Genomic DNA, 16,158 nt, shown 5'->3' on the forward strand with positions numbered 1-16,158 from the left:
CTGATGGAATACAATGCCTTTTTTCCGCCCCACGAGGGACTGCGATTGAAAGATATCGCAGATAATTTTGGGGCGGAACTGTCTGACGATGCGGCGGGAGAACGGATTATCAGGTCCGTTTCGCCGGTCTATAGGGCAAAGCCCGATCAGCTCTGCTATATTCTTTCGCGCAAGAGCCGCGATGAGTTGCAGACCTGCGAAGCTGGCGCCGTCATTTGTGATGCAGCGCTTGTAGACATGCTTCTGTCTCACACCCCCGCGCTGATATCGAAAAACCCCCACACCCTTTTTGCGCAGGTCGGTGCATTGTTGCATCCTTCCGCCATGCGACCCGGTCCGATCGCGCGGATGGACGCCGAAATTTCCCATGCTGCCCATGTCGATCCATCCGCGAAACTGGAAGCGGGCGTCATTGTCGAGGCGCTTGCCGTGATCGGAGCCGGCGCCCATATTGGCGCTGGCACGCGGATTGGCCCCGGCGTCATCATCGGGCAGGATGTGCAGATAGGGCGTGATTGCACCATTGCGGGCGGCGCAAGCGTTCTTGCCGCGCTCATCGGTAATAATGTGATTATCCACAACGGCGCGCGCATCGGTCAGGACGGTTTCGGTTATGCCCCCGGTCCACGCGGCATGCTGAAGATCGTGCAGATCGGTCGTGTCATCATTCAGGACAATGTCGAGATTGGCGCCAACACCACGATCGATCGCGGCACCATGGATGACACGGTCATTGGCGAAGGCACCAAGATCGACAATCAGGTCCAGATTGGCCACAACGTTCGTATCGGCCGCCATTGCGGCATCGTCAGCAAGGTTGGCATTGCGGGCAGCACCCGCATCGGCGACGGTGTGATGATTGGCGGCGCGGCCGGCATCAATGGCCATATCAACATTGGCGACGGCGTGCAGATTGCGGCGATGAGCGGTGTTGTAGCGGACGTACCGGCAGGCGCCCGTTATGGCGGAACGCCTGCGCGTCCAATGAAATATTTCCTGCGCGACATGGCCGAAATTCTGGCACGCGCTGAAGGGCGTGATAAAAAAACAGGAGAGAAAAACAATGACTGAAGAAACGAAGACGACGCTCGGCGCGGCTGACATTCTGGAAGTCATGAAGCTTCTGCCGCATCGTTACCCATTCCTGCTGATCGACAAGATCATCGAGATCGATGGTAACAACTCGGCGATCGGCATCAAGAACGTCACGGTCAACGAACCGCATTTCACCGGCCATTTCCCGGATCGCCCGATCATGCCGGGCGTTCTGATCGTCGAAGCCATGGCGCAGACGGCAGGCGCGATCTGCGCCCGTAGCCAGGGTGAGGGCGGTTACCTCGTCTATTTCATGACCATCGACAATGCGCGCTTCCGTAGACCCGTCGTTCCCGGTGATCGTCTGGAAATCCACGTGGTCAAGCAGCGCCAGCGCGGCAATGTTTTTAAATTCCATTGCGAGGCGAAGGTGGACGGCGCGCTGGTGGCGGAAGCCGATGTCGGCGCCATGATGATCCCCGAGGACCAGCAATGAGCACGATTGCCGCCTCGGCCAGAATTCACCCGACGGCCGTCATCGAAGACGGCGCGGTGATCGGTGAAAACGTCGTCATCGGCGCGCTGAGCTATGTCGGCGCGAAAGTCACGCTGCATGACGGTGTCTGGCTGCATAATCACGCCGTTGTTTCCGGCCGGACCGTCATCGGCCGCGGTTCGGTCGTCCATCCCATGGCGGTCATCGGCGGCACACCGCAGGCGGTTCGCCATGACGGTTCGGAAACGACGCTTGAGATCGGTGAGCGCTGCGTCATGCGTGAAGGCGTAACGATGAACGCCGGCAGTTCCGATGGCAGCGGCAAGACCATTATCGGTGATGACAATCTCTTCCTCGCCAATTCGCATGTGGCGCATGATTGCCGCCTCGGCAGCCACATCATCCTGTCCAACAATGTGATGCTGGCGGGCCATGTTACCATCGAGGACCGCGCTATTCTGGGCGGTGGCTGCGCCGTGCACCAGTTCACCCGTATCGGCCGCCAGGCTTTCATCGGCGGGCTGTCGGCGGTCAATTACGACGTCATTCCCTATGGCATGCTGAATGGCAATCCCGGCATTCTAGGCGGGCTGAACGTTGTCGGCATGACACGTGCAGGCATCGAGCGTGCGGATATCCACAAGGTCAGACGCGTCTACAAGGCGATTTTCGAGGCCGAAGGCACGATCCGCGGCAATGCCGCAGCCCTCGACCGCAACGACTATCTGGACTGCCCGCAGGCGCTTGAAATCCTCGATTTCATCGGCGCGGATAGCGACCGCGCGATCTCTTCGCCCAACCGGGGCAAGTGAGCCGTGACAGGCGGCGGGCGTCTCGCCATCGTGGCCGGCAGCGGCCAGCTGCCGCTTTATGTGGCGGCCGCCGCCCGTGAGATGGGCGAGAACCCTTTCATCGTGCGCTTGCGCGACGATTCCCGTTTCGACTGGAGCGGTTTCGACAATGCCGTCATCAGTGTCGGTGATGTCGCCGGGCTGGGCCGTCTGCTGCGTGAAAATCAGGTAGACCGTGTCGTGCTTTCCGGCGGCGTGGCGCGACGGCCGGAATGGCGGGAGATCCGCCCCACGGTCGGCATCCTGCTCAAACTGCCGTCCATTGTCAGGACTCTGCTGTCGAGCGGCGATGACGCCGTTTTGCAGATGGTCATCAAGATCATTGGCACACTTGGCGCAAAAGTCATCGGCGCGCACGAGATCGCGCCCGGCCTGCTGGCTGCGACAGGCCCTTTCGGTGCACAAAAGCCCGCCGAGGAAGATCTGCGTGACATACGCAAGGCGGCTGAGGCGGCACTTGCACTCGGTAAGCTGGATGTGGGGCAGGGAGCAGTCGCCGTGGGTGGCCGTATCGTCGCGCTGGAAGGCGTTGAGGGCACGGATGCCATGCTGGCGCGCGTCGCGGCATTGCGCGCCAAAGGACGTATATCCCCGCGCCGCAAGGGTGTACTCGTAAAGCTGTGCAAGCCGCAGCAGGATGTGCGCGCCGACCTGCCGACAATCGGTGTGGAAACGGTGGAGAATGCACGCAAGGCGGGATTGGCCGGCATCGCCGTCGAAGCCGGACGGGCGCTGGTGCTTGATCGCGAGGCGATGTTGAAGGCGGCCGATGAGGCGGGCATATTCGTCTGCGGCATCGATACGTCACTCGGCGGAGACATGATGGAGGAGAGTTGATCGGATGACGGCGGCATTAAAAGTGGCGGTCATTGCCGGAGAGGTATCCGGTGATCTTCTGGGTGCGGATCTGATCCGGTCGCTCAAGGCCCGATATGCGGGCCCCGTCGAGCTGGTGGGTGTCGGCGGCGATGCGCTGGAAGCACAGGGTCTGGTTTCCCTGTTCGACTATTCCGAACTCTCGATCATGGGCTTCACGCAGGTTCTGAAAAAGCTGCCGAAGCTCATTGCGCGGATCAACCAGACCGCCCAGGCAATCGCCGCTGCAAAGCCCGATATTCTGCTGATCATCGACAGTCCGGATTTCACCCATCGCGTGGCGAAAAAAGTTCGCCGGCAATTACCGCATCTGCCTGTTGTCAATTATGTCTGCCCCAGCGTCTGGGCGTGGAAGGAATATCGCGCCACCGCGATGCTGTCCTATGTCGATCATGTTCTGGCCCTGCTGCCCTTCGAGCCGGAAGCGATGCGCCGTCTCGGCGGTCCCCCGACGACCTTTGTCGGCCATCGGCTCAGCGTCGATGCCGATGTGCTCTCTGTGCGGCAGAAGCGGGCGGAACGCTCTCTGCCGGCAGATGGCCAGCCGAAAACCATCCTCCTCCTGCCGGGCTCGCGCTCCACTGAAACGACGCGGCTGATGGAGCCTTTTCAGGTGGCAGCGAGAGCTTTTGTAGAGCGCAACGGTCCGACGCGGTTTCTTTTGCCCACTGTGCCACGTCAGGAAAAACGCATCCACGAACTGGCGGCATCATGGCCGGAGGATATAAGGCCCGAAATCGGCATCGATTCCGCCTTCAAATGGAACGCGTTTGCTGAAGCCGATGCGGCCATCGCCGCTTCCGGCACGGTCATTCTGGAACTCGCACTCGCGGGCGTACCGACCATCTCGGTCTACAAGACCGACTGGATTTTCACCATGCTGAGCAAGCGGGTGAAAACCTGGACCGGCGCCCTGCCGAACCTGATCGCCGATTACGCCATCATTCCGGAATATTTCAACGAGGTCGTCAGGGCAGGCTCGATGCTGCGCTGGGCCGAGCGTCTGTCGTCCGATACCACCGAGCGGCGGGCGATGCTCGAAGGTTATGCGCTGGTGCAGCGGCGTTTGCACACGGATGTACCGCCGGGCGAAACCGGCGCGCGCATTCTTCTCGATGTCCTCAAAAACAAGAATAGCTCCTCGGTATAATCGCAGCCATCCTGTCCTCAGGCGGCGGAAATAGCGGTTTTCCGACAAGGTTAAGCCAGCTGCCGCCTTGCCGCCAATGCAGGCAGGCGAGGGGTTGGTTTTAACGCATTTGATCGTTAGGGCGGCAATCCCCAGGCTTTTATAGGGTCCGCGGCCCGCGAATTTACGTCTGGCACACCTCTTGCTTTCAATCTTGTATGCAAGATAGCCATACATCAGAAAGCGCCCAGAGCGCGGTAGAAGACGCCATCATCTCAGGCATTCTTTCCGCGCGGATCCGCCCGGGCACCCGCCTCAGCGAGAACCAGCTCGCCAGCCTTTTCAGCGTGTCGCGCACGCGCATCCGCGAGGCGATGATGCGGCTGGAGACGCGCGGCATCGTCACCGTCAGCCCGCGCCGCGGCTGGTTCGTGGTGGAGCCTTCCGCCGAAGAATCCATCAAGGTCTATGAGGCACGGCGCATCATCGAATATGGACTTTTGCGCAACCTTTCCGCCATCAGCGCGGAAGGCATAACGATCCTTGCCAATCATCTCGATGAAGAAAAGGCGGCGATTGTCAAAGGCGACCGCCAGCGCCTGACCTGCCTGATGGGCGATTTCCACATCCGCATCGCCGAAATCGCCGGAAATGACATCATCGTCGAAACGCTGCGCGACCTGACGGCCAGAACCATCCTCATCTCCATGCTCTATCAGTCCGATTTCCATGCGCAGCAATCGCATGACGGGCACTGCCGCATCTTCGAGGCGATCAAGGCGGCTGATTTTCACGGCGCCGCCGAACTCGCCATCCGCCATCTCGACGAAGTCGAAACCGGTCTCGATCTCACCCGCAGGCCGGACCCGCTCTACGAGCTTCGCAATTCGCTTTCACTGCAGCCTCTTTCCTCAAGCCCCAAGGAGTAATTCCCAATGTTTTCCAGACGTTCATTGCTTGCCATTGCCGCGATTTCCGCAACACTTGGTTTTTCGCCCGCAGCCTTTGCCGACGCGCTCGGCGATATCACTTCCCGAGGCACGATCCGCGTCGCCGTCCCGCAGGATTTTCCGCCGTTCGGCAGCGTTGGCACCGATATGGCGCCGCAGGGTTACGATATCGACGTCGCCAACCTGATCGGCGAGAAGCTCGGGGTGAAGGTCGAGCTGGTGCCGGTCACCAGCGCCAACCGCGTTCCCTATCTGCAGACCAACAAGGTCGATCTCGTCATTTCGAGCCTCGGCAAGAACCCGGACCGTGAAAAGGTCATCGACTTCTCCACTGCCTATGCGCCTTTCTTCAACGGTGTGTTCGCTCCGGACTCGCTTGCTGTCACCAAGGCGGAAGATTTGGCCGGCAAGACCATCGGCGTTACCCGTGGCGCCGTCGAGGATCTGGAACTGACCAAGGTCGCTCCCGCTGATACGACCATCAAGCGCTACGAGGACAATAACGGCACTATCTCTGCCTTCCTCGCCGGTCAGGTGGAAGCCGTCGCCACGGGCAATGTCGTGGCCGCCGCCATTCTCGCGAAGAACCCACCGAAGCGCCCCGAGCTTAAGTTCCTGATCAAAAATTCTCCCTGCTATATCGGCCTGAACAAGGAGCAGCCGGCGCTGCTGGAGAAGGTCAACGCCATCATCGCCACCGCAAAGACCGACGGTTCGCTGAACACCATCGCGCAGAAGTGGCTGAAAACCGATCTTCCGAAGGATCTGTGACCAACCCGGCAAACACATGCGCCGGTCCCGTTTGATCCCGGCCCGGCGCATGGTTTGTCCTCTTCCGAAGGAAACATCGGGTGAAATACACATTCGATTTTGGATGGCTCCTCGAATATTATCCGCAGATCGCCAAGGGTATCGCCGTCACGCTTGAATTGATCGCCGTCGGCGGCGTTCTCGGCATCGCGCTCGGCATATTCTGTGCCTGGGTGCGCGCGCTTGGCCCGAAATGGCTGCGGCCGCCGGTCGCGACCTATGTGGAACTCATTCGCAATACGCCGTTTCTCATACAATTGTTTTTTATCTTTTTCGGCCTGCCCTCGCTTGGCCTGCAACTGTCGGAACTGAGCGCTGCCAATATCGCCATGGTGGTCAATCTCGGGGCCTATAGCTGCGAGATCATCCGCGCCGGCATTCAGGCGACGCCGAAGGGGCAGTTCGAGGCCGGCGCAAGCCTTGCCATGACCCGTTTCGAAACCTTCCGCCACGTGGTGCTGGTTCCCTCCCTGCAACGAATATGGCCGGCGCTCTCCTCGCAGGTGGTAATCGTCATGCTCGGTTCGTCGGTCGTGTCGCAGATCGCCGCCGAGGACCTGACCTTCGCGGCCAATTTCATCCAGTCGCGCACCTTCCGCGCCTTCGAAGCCTACATGGTCTCCACCGTCATCTATCTCGTGCTGGCCATTCTTCTCCGGCAGGTGCTGCTGACGGGCGGCAACCTCATTTTTCCGCGCAGGAGTGTCCGATGATCGAGTTCTCCACCTGGGATATTCTCAGAAACCTGCTGCTCGCCACGCGCTGGACCGTGCTGCTCTCGCTCGTCTCCTTTGCGGGCGGCGGCTTGGTGGCGCTGCTTCTGCTCTTCATGCGCATTTCCCGGAAAAAATCGATGCGGGTTTTCGCGCGCTATTATGTCGAGCTTTTTCAGGGAACGCCGCTGCTGATGCAGCTCTTCATCGCCTTTTTCGGCCTTGGTCTCTTCGGTATCGATGTGCCGGCCTGGCTCGCGGCGGGTCTGACGCTGATCCTGTGGGCAGCAGCCTTCCTGACCGAAATCTGGCGTGGCTGCGTCGAATCTGTCGCCAAGGGGCAATGGGAGGCGTCGGCAAGCCTTGCCATGGGCCGCCTGCAGCAGATGCGTTACGTCATCCTGCCGCAGGCCATGCGGGTCGCCATTCCGCCGACCGTCGGTTTTTTCGTGCAGGTCATCAAGGGAACGGCGGTGACCTCGATCATAGGCTTCGTGGAACTGTCCAAGGCCGGCACGGTCGTCACCAACGCCACCTTCCAGCCCTTCACCGTTTATGGCCTCGTGGCCCTCATCTATTTCGCGCTGTGCTGGCCTCTGTCGAAGAGCAGCCAGATCCTCGAAAGGAAGCTCAATGTCGCTCATCGAAATCACTGAAGTCCGCAAAAGCTATGGCAGCAACGAGGTTCTGAAGGGCATCAATCTCGATGTCGAGCCGGGCGAGGTCATCGCCATCATCGGCAAGAGCGGATCGGGAAAATCGACCCTGCTTCGTTGCATCAACGGGCTGGAGACGATTTCGGCCGGTTCCATATCGGTCGCCGGCGCACAGCTTCTCGAAGACGATCTCCATCTCAAGGCACTTCGATTGAAGGTCGGCATGATCTTCCAGCAGTTCAATCTCTTCCCGCACCAGACCGTCGGCGGCAATGTCATGCTGTCACAGATGGTGGTCAAGAAGACGTCGAAACCGGAGGCGGAAGCCGTTGCCCGCAAGATGCTGGAACGGGTTGGCCTAGCGCATAAATTCGATGCCTATCCCGATGAGTTGTCAGGTGGCCAGCAACAGCGCGTCGCCATTGCCCGCGCCCTCGCCATGCAGCCGATCGCTTTGCTCTGCGATGAGATCACCTCGGCGCTCGATCCCGAACTGGTTGCGGAAGTGCTTGCCGTGGTGCGGGAACTCGCCGCCGAAGGCATGACGCTCTTGATGGTGACGCATGAAATGAAGTTCGCGCGCGACGTCTGCTCTCGCGTCGTCTTCATGCATGAGGGCAGGGTGCATGAAATTGGCCCGCCGGAAGAGGTGTTCGCCAATCCCGAAACCCCCGAACTCAAGCAGTTCCTGGGCGTTGCGGCGCGCCACTAAGAACCACTCAGACGCCCAACAAAAAAAAGGCCGGCGGGTGAAAACCTGCCGGCCTTTGATCTCAAATGGTTTCGCGGCTTAGCGCTTGGAAACCGGAACGTAGTCGCGCTTGCCGGCGCCCGTGTAGAGCTGGCGCGGACGACCGATGCGCTGCTGCGGATCTTCGATCATTTCGTTCCACTGTGCGATCCAGCCGACGGTGCGGGCGAGAGCGAAGAGAACGGTGAACATGGTCGTGGGGAAGCCGAGCGCCTTCAGCGTGATGCCCGAATAGAAGTCGACATTCGGGTAGAGCTTCTTCTCGACGAAATAAGGGTCGGAAAGGGCGATCTTTTCCAGTTCCAGAGCAACCTGCATGATTGGATCGTCGGAGTTGCCAGTGGCTTCCAGCACTTCGTACATCGTCTTCTGCATGATCTTGGCGCGCGGGTCGTAGTTCTTGTAGACGCGGTGGCCAAAGCCCATCAGGCGGAACGGATCGTTCTTGTCCTTGGCGCGGGCGATATATTCCGGAATACGGTCAACCGTGCCGATCTCGTTGAGCATGTTGAGCGCCGCTTCGTTGGCGCCGCCATGAGCCGGGCCCCAGAGGCAGGCAATGCCAGCCGCAATACAGGCGAACGGGTTGGCGCCCGAAGAACCGGCAAGACGCACCGTGGAAGTGGAGGCGTTTTGCTCGTGATCGGCATGCAGGATGAAGATACGGTCCATGGCGCGGGCCAGAACCGGATCAACCTTGTAGTCCTCGCACGGTACGGCAAAGCACATATGCAGGAAGTTGGAGGCGTAATCGAGATCGTTCTTCGGGTAAACGAAAGGCTGGCCGATATGGTACTTGTAGGCCATGGCGGCGATCGTCGGCATTTTTGCGATCATACGCAGCGAAGCGACCATGCGCTGGTGCGGATCGGTAATGTCGGTCGAGTCGTGATAGAAGGCCGAGAGAGCGCCGACCGTGCCGCACATGACGGCCATCGGATGCGCGTCGCGACGGTAGCCGGTGAAGAAGCGGCTCATCTGCTCATGCACCATGGTGTGACGCGTGACGCGGGTGTCGAAATCCTTCTTCTGCGCAGCCGTCGGCAGTTCGCCGTAGAGCAGCAGGTAGCAGGTTTCCAGGAAATCGCCCTGTTCGGCAAGCTGCTCGATCGGGAAGCCGCGGTGAAGGAGAACGCCTTCGTCACCATCGATATAGGTGATCTTGGATTCGCAGGAGGCCGTCGACGTGAAGCCCGGGTCGTAGGTGAAGGAGCCCGTGTGCTTGTACAGCGTGGCGATATCGACGACGCTTGGTCCAATCGTGCCTTCCCTGACCGGGAGTTCGACCTGTTTTTCGCCAAGTGTCACTGTAGCGCTTTTTTCCGTCATACTGATCCTCCGAAAACATGCGGGTGGGGGCGTTGAGACACGCCCCGCGGTTAAGCGTCTACCGATTAGCTATATGATCCTTGCGCCGATGCCAAGCTATCCAAAGGTCAAATTGTGCATTGCGGCATACGCAATTGCGTTGCTTTTCGCTTTATCATCATAGCAATTCGATCTCGGTCAACGCAGGGTTAAAGGAAAGCATTGCAATCCCTCGCATCCGCCTGCAAACCTGTTTCCGGTGCGGCAGGGGCGCGGCGCAGAGTGCTTGGTCAAGGGGAAAAAAAGCATTTCGGATATGCGGAAACGATGCAGGGCGGCTTGCCCGGCACGGCGGAGATTCTGTTTCCGCTACGCAGAACCGGGGATGTCGCGACATATGATACGCCCGCCCTTGTCAGCAGGCCAAAACTGCGAGCTATCGCCCCTCAAAAAATCGCCGCGTGCTTCGCCGAGGAGCGCTCATTCGGCCACGATTTTCTTTTCGTTCCGGTCTTTATCGGTTGTGGTGCGATCTTCTGGTTTTCCCTCGACACCTCGCCTTCATTCCCTGTTCTGGCGATCACATGTCTCATTGCCGCGGGTCTGGCATCCTTCACGAAATATCGTTCGGGCCTGGCAGCGACGGCCTGCGGCTTTTTCGCGCTGTTCTTGCTGGGCATGCTTTTCGCCGAGGTAGAAACGCGGCGGGTGGGAACCGTGGTGCTGGATACACCCGTCACCACCACCATTACAGGCACGGTGACGCGCCGGGAGGTCGATGCACGCGGGGATTGGCGATATGTGGTGCGGCTTGCCGCTACGGAGGCGCCGGCATTGTCACGCCCGCCGGAAAAGGTCTCGCTTCTCTCACGCGGGGGAGGTGAACCTGTCGCACTGGGCGCGACCATTCGTGGCAAGGCGCGGCTTTCGCCACCATCCGGCCCGGCTTTGCCGGGGCTCAACGATTTCGCCTTTGCCTCCTATTTCAGGGGCATAGGCGCGACGGGCTTCTTTTATAAGCCGCCACAGACGGTCATATCACCCGAAGATGACGTCAGGGCCGGAACGGACTGGCTGGAATGGGCCGATATGCGGCTTTACGGCCTGCGCACCGCCATTGCCGAACGCATCCGCAACACCATCGGCGGTGATGCCGGAGCCTTTGCCGCCTCCATCGTCACCGATGAGAGACAGGCCATATCCGCCGGGACGATGGAAGCGCTGCGGCTTTCCGGCCTTGCCCATATCGTTGCCATATCCGGGCTCAACATGGCGCTGGCGTCAGGCATATTCTTTGTGGGGCTGAGGCTTGCCTTCAGCCTTTTTCCGGCCTTTGCGCAGCGCTGGCCCGTCAAGAAAATCTCGGCTTTCGCCGCACTCCTGATGACGCTTGCCTATTATCTGATTTCCGGTTTCGCCGTCTCCGCCGAACGCGCCTGGCTGATGATGTCGGTGATGCTGATCGCTGTTCTCTTCGATCAACCCTCGCTCAGTCTCAGGAATGTTGCGCTTTCCGCTCTGGTCATTCTTGCCTTGTCGCCCTCGGAAATCATGGGCCCGAGCTTCCAGATGTCCTTTGCCGCAACCATCGCGCTCGTCGCCTCCTATGCCGCCTGGAGCCGCTGGCGTGTTGATCGCGAGCGGCTGTTCATCGGGCGCAAACCGGCATGGATGACGGTGGCGCAAACGGCGGGCGCCATCATCGGCGGCGTCATCACGACCTCGTTGATCGGCGGTCTTTCGACTGCGATCTATTCCGCCGAGCATTTTCAGCGTGTCACCACCTATGGACTTTTTGCCAATCTGGCCGCCATGCCGCTCATGTCGCTGATCGTCATGCCTTTCGGCCTTGTCGCCATGCTGCTGATGCCTTTCGGGCTTGATGCTCCGTTCCTCAAGGTCATGGGTTACGGTATGGCTCTCGTGATCGAAGTTTCCCGGGAGGTGGCCTCCTGGGGAGGAAGCGCTGCGACGGGGCGGCCACATGGCTGGTTCCTGGGGCTTGCCTCCGTTGGTTTTCTGCTGCTGGCATTGTTACGCAGCCGGCTGGCGCTTCTTGGTTTGCCGTTTCTGGTCCTCGCCTTTGGCCTGTCGGCGGCCACGGCCTATCGCAATCCGCCTCATCTGCTTGTTCATGAGGATGGCATGCTGGTGGCGCTGCTGGAGGATGGCAAAGCCTACACGACGAAAACACGGCCGCAGGGTTTCGTTTATGACCAGTGGCAAAGGGCACTGCTGCTGCCGGAACAGCCAGTTCCGCCGGTCTTTCTCAAGAGCGAGGCTGCGGCAACCACCGTGGCTTTGACCAAGGCGAAGCTTGATCCGGAAAAGATGAGGGCGGTTACACGGCAGATGACGGTGGCCCTGAGAGACGCGGAGCCCGGTATTTTCACCTGCAGCAAAGGCATATGGTGTGCCGCACGCGCGGGAAGCGGCGAATGGATCATCGTTCTGGAAGATGGTCGATTTGCCGGAAAGGCTTGTGATATCGCCGATATTGTCGTCGTTTCCCGCAGAACATCCTTCTCCCAATGCCGCTCGGGCGCACTCTTGCTTAACCGCGATATCCTGCGGCGGATCGGTTCACTGGAAATAGACTTTGCCGGCAGCGATCAGGTAGCGGTAGTCGGCAGGTTGCGCGCCGCGATAGCCGGCATGGACAGGCCCTGGAGCGAACATCGCTATTACGACTGGAAAAGCGGCCGTTTTGACCATGAGGTCCCTGATGCCGTCACGCGGTTGCTGGCGGCACCACAATGAGGGCCGCCAGCCTGGATCGTCAGGCCTTGATGCGCAGATCCGTCGTCAATTCGCCGATCCCGCCGATTTCCTCTTCATGCGCCGCGTCGCGCCAGGTTTCCTTCAGTCCGGCCTCGTACCATTCGCGCATGGCGGGCAGGGCGAGCAGCCGGTCACAATAGGCTTTCGCTGCGGGCGAAAGTTCCGCGCCATAGGTCTGGAAACGGAAAGCCACCGGGCAGAAGAAGGCATCGACCGCCGTAAATTTCTGGCCGGCAAGAAAGGGCCCGCCAAATTTTGCCAGGCCTTCGCTCCACAGCGCATCAACGCGCTTTATGTCGGCCGCTAGCCCGGTATCACCACCCTTCGGTTTTACGCGAATGCCGACCGACATGGGGTAGAGATTGCGCAGCGAGAAAAAGCCCGCATGCATTTCGCTCGCAGCCGAACGCGACCAGGCTCTTGCCTGCTTGTCGCTCGCCCAGACGCCCTGATGTCGCTCCGCCAGATATTCGGCGATCGACAACGATTCCCAAACCGTCACGCCTTCATCAACGAGGCAAGGCACCTTGCCGGTTGGCGAAAAGGTGGAGAAGGAAACGCCTTCGCCGAAGGGAACGAGTTTTTCATCGAAAGCAATGCCGAGCGTGCGCATCAATACCCATGGCCGCAGTGACCATGAGGAATAGTTCTTGTTGGCGATATAAAGATCGTACATGGCGTGTTCCCCGATATGATGCGCATTTCTATACCGGCGGATGGGCCCAGGAATATTGCAAATAATCCATGGCTCCCATAAGCCGCATTGATGAGTGGGGCAGGAAGAAAAGAAGCACCTGCACGTCACCATTCGGAGATGACGACGAAACACACCGCGACGAGACTGATGACCTGCATCCTTTCTCAACGAAATTAAGGATGCTCATTTTCAATCATCTGTTTCTTACCGCTGCCTGCTGGCCTTCGCGATAAAAGATGTGCGGACCTGCCAGACGATGTCGTTTCTCACTTATGCAGAGCCGCATCGTTCCAAGGAGCAAGCTGCAATGCTCCATAAGGGGAGCGCCATAATCTTGATGGTGCCCGCAGCAAAAGGAATTGCGGCCCCATGCCTTGAATCAATGGTAACGGCGGATCAGCCCTACCAGCTTGCCCTGGATTTTCACCCGGTCCGGTCCAAAAATACGCGTTTCATAGGCTGGGTTTGCCGCCTCGAGCGCAATGGAGGCGCCCTTGCGACGGAAACGCTTCAGGGTGGCTTCCTCATCATCCACCAGCGCTACGACGATATCACCCGGATTCGCCGTATTGCCATTGCGGATGATGACGGTATCGCCATCAAAAATGCCGGCCTCGATCATCGAGTCGCCCTTGACCTCAAGAGCGTAATGTTCGCCCGAACCGAGCATATCAACAGGCACGGCCACATCGTGGGTATTGTTCTGGATGGCGGAAATCGGCACACCGGCGGCAATGCGGCCCATGACCGGCACGGTGACGGCCCCGACGAGATCATTGGCCGGCGTCTTGGGGGCAGGGGCCGCTTCCGGCGCCTTGGCCTTGCCAAGGCTGCCTTCGATGACGCTCGGCGAAAAGCCGCGCTGCGGCCTTGCACCCGGCGTATAGGCCTCAGGCAGCTTGATGACTTCCAGCGCTCGCGCTCTATTTGGTAGCCGGCGAATAAACCCGCGCTCTTCGAGGGCGGTGATCAGGCGGTGGATGCCAGATTTCGAGGCAAGATCGAGTGCGTCCTTCATTTCATCGAAGGATGGCGGCACGCCGGACTCTTTCATTCGTTCATGAATGAAGAGAAGCAATTCCTGCTGTTTGCGCGTGAGCATGAGGAAAACACCCTTTAGAATCGTAGTGGAAGTCGCGAAACAAATACAGAACGAACACTATATGTTCCATATGTGTTCCGCAATCCCCTAAAATTTCGTGAAGCTGCTATCTGTTGTTTTGATGATTTGCTTCTTGGCCTACGATTGTGCTTTTCTGCGGCCCAAATCGTCCAGGCATGTCCGGGCGGAGTGCCAGCGCAGGAAACAGGTCATGATGAAATCCCATAGCGTCGATCATCTCGTTCTGCCGGTGCAGGATATCGGCGTTGCCGCGAAACGTCTCGCCAGCCTTGGATTTACGGTCTCACCGGAGGCTTTGCATCCTTTCGGCACCCGAAATGCCTGTGTTTTTTTTACCGACGGGACCTATCTGGAGCCGCTCGTAATTGCTGATCCGGCTAAATATAATGCGTCGGCAGACAGGGGAGATGTGTTCACGGGCAGGGACAGGGCCTTCCGGCAACGTGACGGGCGGGAGGGTTTTTCGGCTCTTGTCGCCAAAACCGAAGATGCCCTTGCCGACCATGACAGGTTTCTGACGTCTGGCGTGTCAGCGGGCGATGTGTTCCAGTTTTCGCGGCCTGTGCGGATGCCGGATGGATCGGAAAGCGAGGCGGCGTTCCGGCTGGCTTTTGCGGCAAGCGGGGCGGCGGATTTCTTTCTGTTTAGTTGTCAGCGGCTGCAGGCCCTGCCGGGCGATCGAACAGTGCTGGAGCGCCATGCCAACGGTGTCTCCGGCCTCAGTGAAATCGTTCTGTTCTCCGGTGATGATCCGAACGCGGCGCGCTTGATCGAAACGGTGTTTGGTTGTGAGGGCAGAATATCTCCGGATGGTGATATGGTTTTCGCGACTGGCAATGCGCGCATCAGATTGACCGGAAAACCTGATTTCAGCGGACAGGCTCCGAATACTCCTGATTGGAGAGGCGGCGGATTGCGCGGTGCGGGCATCGTCTTTTCGTCACACGATCTTGCCGTGACAGAGGCGGCGCTTGCTGCTAATGGCGTGTCCTGCGCAAAAGCGGGCGGTCGCCTGGTGGTGCCCGCAGCACCTGGTCAGGGCGTTGCCTTCGCCTTCGAGGAAAAATGATGAGCGTTACGAACAATCTCAAAGTCACCGCCGGCGACGGCGCCAGCAAGGTTTCCTTTTCCAATACCGAGCGTTTTTCGCTGATCGCCGGCCCCTGCCAGATGGAAAGCCGGGAACATGCTTTCATGATCGCTGGCATCCTGAAGGAGCTTTGCGACAAGCTGGGGATCGGGCTCGTTTATAAGTCCTCCTTCGACAAGGCGAACCGCACCTCGCTTTCCGGCAAGCGCGGCATCGGCCTTGACAGTGCGATGCAGGTTTTCGCTGATCTCAAGAAGGAATTCGGCTTTCCTGTTCTGACCGACATTCACACCGAGGAGCAATGCGCCATCGTTTCCGAGGTGGTGGATGTGCTGCAGATTCCGGCTTTCCTCAGCCGCCAGACCGATCTTCTCGTCGCCGCCGCCAAAACCGGCCGTGTCATCAACGTCAAGAAGGGCCAGTTCCTGGCGCCCTGGGACATGAAGAACGTGCTCGCCAAGCTTAATGAGAGCGGCAACCCGAATGTGCTTCTGTGCGAGCGCGGCGCTTCCTTCGGTTACAATACGCTGGTCTCCGACATGCGCTCCCTGCCGATCATGGCATCGCTTGGCGCGCCGGTCGTGTTTGACGCCACCCACTCGGTGCAGCAGCCGGGCGGGCAGGGTGGCTCCACGGGCGGCCAGCGCGAATTCGTCGAGACCTTGGCACGCGCGGCGGTCGCCGTCGGCGTGGCCGGCCTCTTCATCGAGACCCATGAGGACCCTGATAATGCGCCGTCTGACGGCCCCAACATGGTGCACCTGAAGGACATGCCGAAACTGCTCGAAAAGCTTCTGGCTTTCGACGCCATCACCAAAGCCTGAGGGCTGGCCGCTGCGGCGGGCGCCGTTTGTGCCAATCGATTTTAATGGCGGGCGGGCCGTTTCCGCTG

Annotated in this window: 16 protein-coding genes; 13 read left to right on the top strand and 3 right to left on the bottom strand. The window is 59.5% G+C overall.

Annotated features, from left to right (window positions below):
* The first annotated feature begins 3 nt into the window (after positions 1–3).
* From lpxD to AC5I5B_RS07165, 10 genes are all read left to right on the top strand, one after another.
* A complete protein-coding gene (gene lpxD, locus AC5I5B_RS07120) occupies positions 4–1,071 on the top strand; it encodes a UDP-3-O-(3-hydroxymyristoyl)glucosamine N-acyltransferase (protein ID WP_111834335.1) in 1,068 nt (355 codons plus the stop codon).
* Positions 1,064–1,531: a 3-hydroxyacyl-ACP dehydratase FabZ gene (gene fabZ, locus AC5I5B_RS07125; RefSeq protein ID WP_003502572.1), complete on the top strand. Its 468-nt coding sequence runs from the start codon at positions 1,064–1,066 to the stop codon at positions 1,529–1,531. Before lpxD ends, fabZ begins: the two co-directional genes overlap by 8 nt.
* Positions 1,528–2,343: an acyl-ACP--UDP-N-acetylglucosamine O-acyltransferase gene (gene lpxA / locus AC5I5B_RS07130; protein WP_003502575.1), complete on the top strand. Its 816-nt coding sequence runs from the start codon at positions 1,528–1,530 to the stop codon at positions 2,341–2,343. Before fabZ ends, lpxA begins: the two co-directional genes overlap by 4 nt.
* 3 nt (positions 2,344–2,346) lie before the next feature.
* Complete coding sequence (locus tag AC5I5B_RS07135; protein ID WP_003502576.1) at positions 2,347–3,219, top strand: LpxI family protein; 873 nt, start codon at positions 2,347–2,349, stop codon at positions 3,217–3,219.
* 4 nt (positions 3,220–3,223) lie between these two features.
* On the top strand, positions 3,224–4,408 hold the full coding sequence (gene lpxB, locus AC5I5B_RS07140) for a lipid-A-disaccharide synthase (RefSeq protein ID WP_003502577.1): 1,185 nt from the start codon (positions 3,224–3,226) through the stop codon (positions 4,406–4,408).
* 197 nt (positions 4,409–4,605) lie between these two features.
* On the top strand, positions 4,606–5,316 hold the full coding sequence (locus tag AC5I5B_RS07145; RefSeq protein WP_003502578.1) for a GntR family transcriptional regulator: 711 nt from the start codon (positions 4,606–4,608) through the stop codon (positions 5,314–5,316).
* Positions 5,317–5,322: 6 nt separating this feature from the next.
* On the top strand, positions 5,323–6,108 hold the full coding sequence (locus AC5I5B_RS07150) for a transporter substrate-binding domain-containing protein (protein ID WP_003502579.1): 786 nt from the start codon (positions 5,323–5,325) through the stop codon (positions 6,106–6,108).
* 80 nt (positions 6,109–6,188) lie between these two features.
* Positions 6,189–6,860, top strand: a complete 672-nt coding sequence (locus AC5I5B_RS07155) for an amino acid ABC transporter permease (RefSeq protein WP_111792759.1) — start codon at positions 6,189–6,191, stop codon at positions 6,858–6,860.
* On the top strand, positions 6,857–7,516 hold the full coding sequence (locus tag AC5I5B_RS07160; RefSeq protein ID WP_003502581.1) for an amino acid ABC transporter permease: 660 nt from the start codon (positions 6,857–6,859) through the stop codon (positions 7,514–7,516). The genes AC5I5B_RS07155 and AC5I5B_RS07160 overlap by 4 nt, the downstream gene beginning before the upstream one ends.
* Positions 7,494–8,228 (top strand): amino acid ABC transporter ATP-binding protein, encoded by a 735-nt coding sequence (locus AC5I5B_RS07165; RefSeq protein WP_111834337.1) that lies wholly within the window; start codon positions 7,494–7,496, stop codon positions 8,226–8,228. The genes AC5I5B_RS07160 and AC5I5B_RS07165 overlap by 23 nt, the downstream gene beginning before the upstream one ends.
* A gap of 78 nt (positions 8,229–8,306) precedes the next feature.
* Here the strand turns inward: AC5I5B_RS07165 and gltA are convergent, their stop codons facing one another.
* Entirely contained in the window at positions 8,307–9,596 is a 1,290-nt protein-coding gene (gene gltA, locus AC5I5B_RS07170) for a citrate synthase (RefSeq protein WP_003502585.1), read from the bottom strand.
* 306 nt (positions 9,597–9,902) lie between these two features.
* On the opposite strand from gltA, the gene AC5I5B_RS07175 reads away from it, so the two are divergent.
* Positions 9,903–12,335, top strand: coding sequence for a ComEC/Rec2 family competence protein (locus tag AC5I5B_RS07175; protein WP_111834525.1), 2,433 nt, complete (start codon positions 9,903–9,905; stop codon positions 12,333–12,335).
* 19 nt (positions 12,336–12,354) lie between these two features.
* On the opposite strand, the gene AC5I5B_RS07180 is transcribed toward AC5I5B_RS07175, so the two are convergent.
* On the bottom strand, positions 12,355–13,032 hold the full coding sequence (locus tag AC5I5B_RS07180) for a glutathione S-transferase family protein (RefSeq protein ID WP_003502589.1): 678 nt from the start codon (positions 13,030–13,032) through the stop codon (positions 12,355–12,357).
* Positions 13,033–13,432: 400 nt separating this feature from the next.
* Complete coding sequence (gene lexA / locus AC5I5B_RS07185; protein WP_060724145.1) at positions 13,433–14,155, bottom strand: transcriptional repressor LexA; 723 nt, start codon at positions 14,153–14,155, stop codon at positions 13,433–13,435.
* Positions 14,156–14,366: 211 nt separating this feature from the next.
* Here lexA and AC5I5B_RS07190 point away from each other — a divergent pair, with 211 nt between their 5' ends.
* Both AC5I5B_RS07190 and kdsA read left to right on the top strand, forming a co-directional pair.
* Positions 14,367–15,245, top strand: a complete 879-nt coding sequence (locus AC5I5B_RS07190; protein WP_111834338.1) for a VOC family protein — start codon at positions 14,367–14,369, stop codon at positions 15,243–15,245.
* Positions 15,245–16,090 carry a 3-deoxy-8-phosphooctulonate synthase gene (gene kdsA / locus AC5I5B_RS07195; protein WP_003502594.1) on the top strand — a complete coding sequence of 282 codons (846 nt, stop codon included), beginning with the start codon at positions 15,245–15,247 and terminating at the stop codon, positions 16,088–16,090. The genes AC5I5B_RS07190 and kdsA overlap by 1 nt, the downstream gene beginning before the upstream one ends.
* Positions 16,091–16,158 lie beyond the last annotated feature (68 nt).

Source organism: Agrobacterium sp. (assembly GCF_059499945.1).

Coding starts and splice junctions, on each gene's coding strand:
- lpxD (WP_111834335.1), top strand. CDS start 4: ATGGAATACAATGCCTTTTTTCCGCCCCACGAGGGACTGCGATTGAAA.
- fabZ (WP_003502572.1), top strand. CDS start 1,064: ATGACTGAAGAAACGAAGACGACGCTCGGCGCGGCTGACATTCTGGAA.
- lpxA (WP_003502575.1), top strand. CDS start 1,528: ATGAGCACGATTGCCGCCTCGGCCAGAATTCACCCGACGGCCGTCATC.
- lpxB (WP_003502577.1), top strand. CDS start 3,224: ATGACGGCGGCATTAAAAGTGGCGGTCATTGCCGGAGAGGTATCCGGT.
- AC5I5B_RS07145 (WP_003502578.1), top strand. CDS start 4,606: ATGCAAGATAGCCATACATCAGAAAGCGCCCAGAGCGCGGTAGAAGAC.
- AC5I5B_RS07150 (WP_003502579.1), top strand. CDS start 5,323: ATGTTTTCCAGACGTTCATTGCTTGCCATTGCCGCGATTTCCGCAACA.
- AC5I5B_RS07160 (WP_003502581.1), top strand. CDS start 6,857: ATGATCGAGTTCTCCACCTGGGATATTCTCAGAAACCTGCTGCTCGCC.
- AC5I5B_RS07165 (WP_111834337.1), top strand. CDS start 7,494: ATGTCGCTCATCGAAATCACTGAAGTCCGCAAAAGCTATGGCAGCAAC.
- gltA (WP_003502585.1), bottom strand. CDS start 9,596: ATGACGGAAAAAAGCGCTACAGTGACACTTGGCGAAAAACAGGTCGAA.
- AC5I5B_RS07175 (WP_111834525.1), top strand. CDS start 9,903: ATGCAGGGCGGCTTGCCCGGCACGGCGGAGATTCTGTTTCCGCTACGC.
- AC5I5B_RS07180 (WP_003502589.1), bottom strand. CDS start 13,032: ATGTACGATCTTTATATCGCCAACAAGAACTATTCCTCATGGTCACTG.
- lexA (WP_060724145.1), bottom strand. CDS start 14,155: ATGCTCACGCGCAAACAGCAGGAATTGCTTCTCTTCATTCATGAACGA.
- AC5I5B_RS07190 (WP_111834338.1), top strand. CDS start 14,367: ATGATGAAATCCCATAGCGTCGATCATCTCGTTCTGCCGGTGCAGGAT.
- kdsA (WP_003502594.1), top strand. CDS start 15,245: ATGAGCGTTACGAACAATCTCAAAGTCACCGCCGGCGACGGCGCCAGC.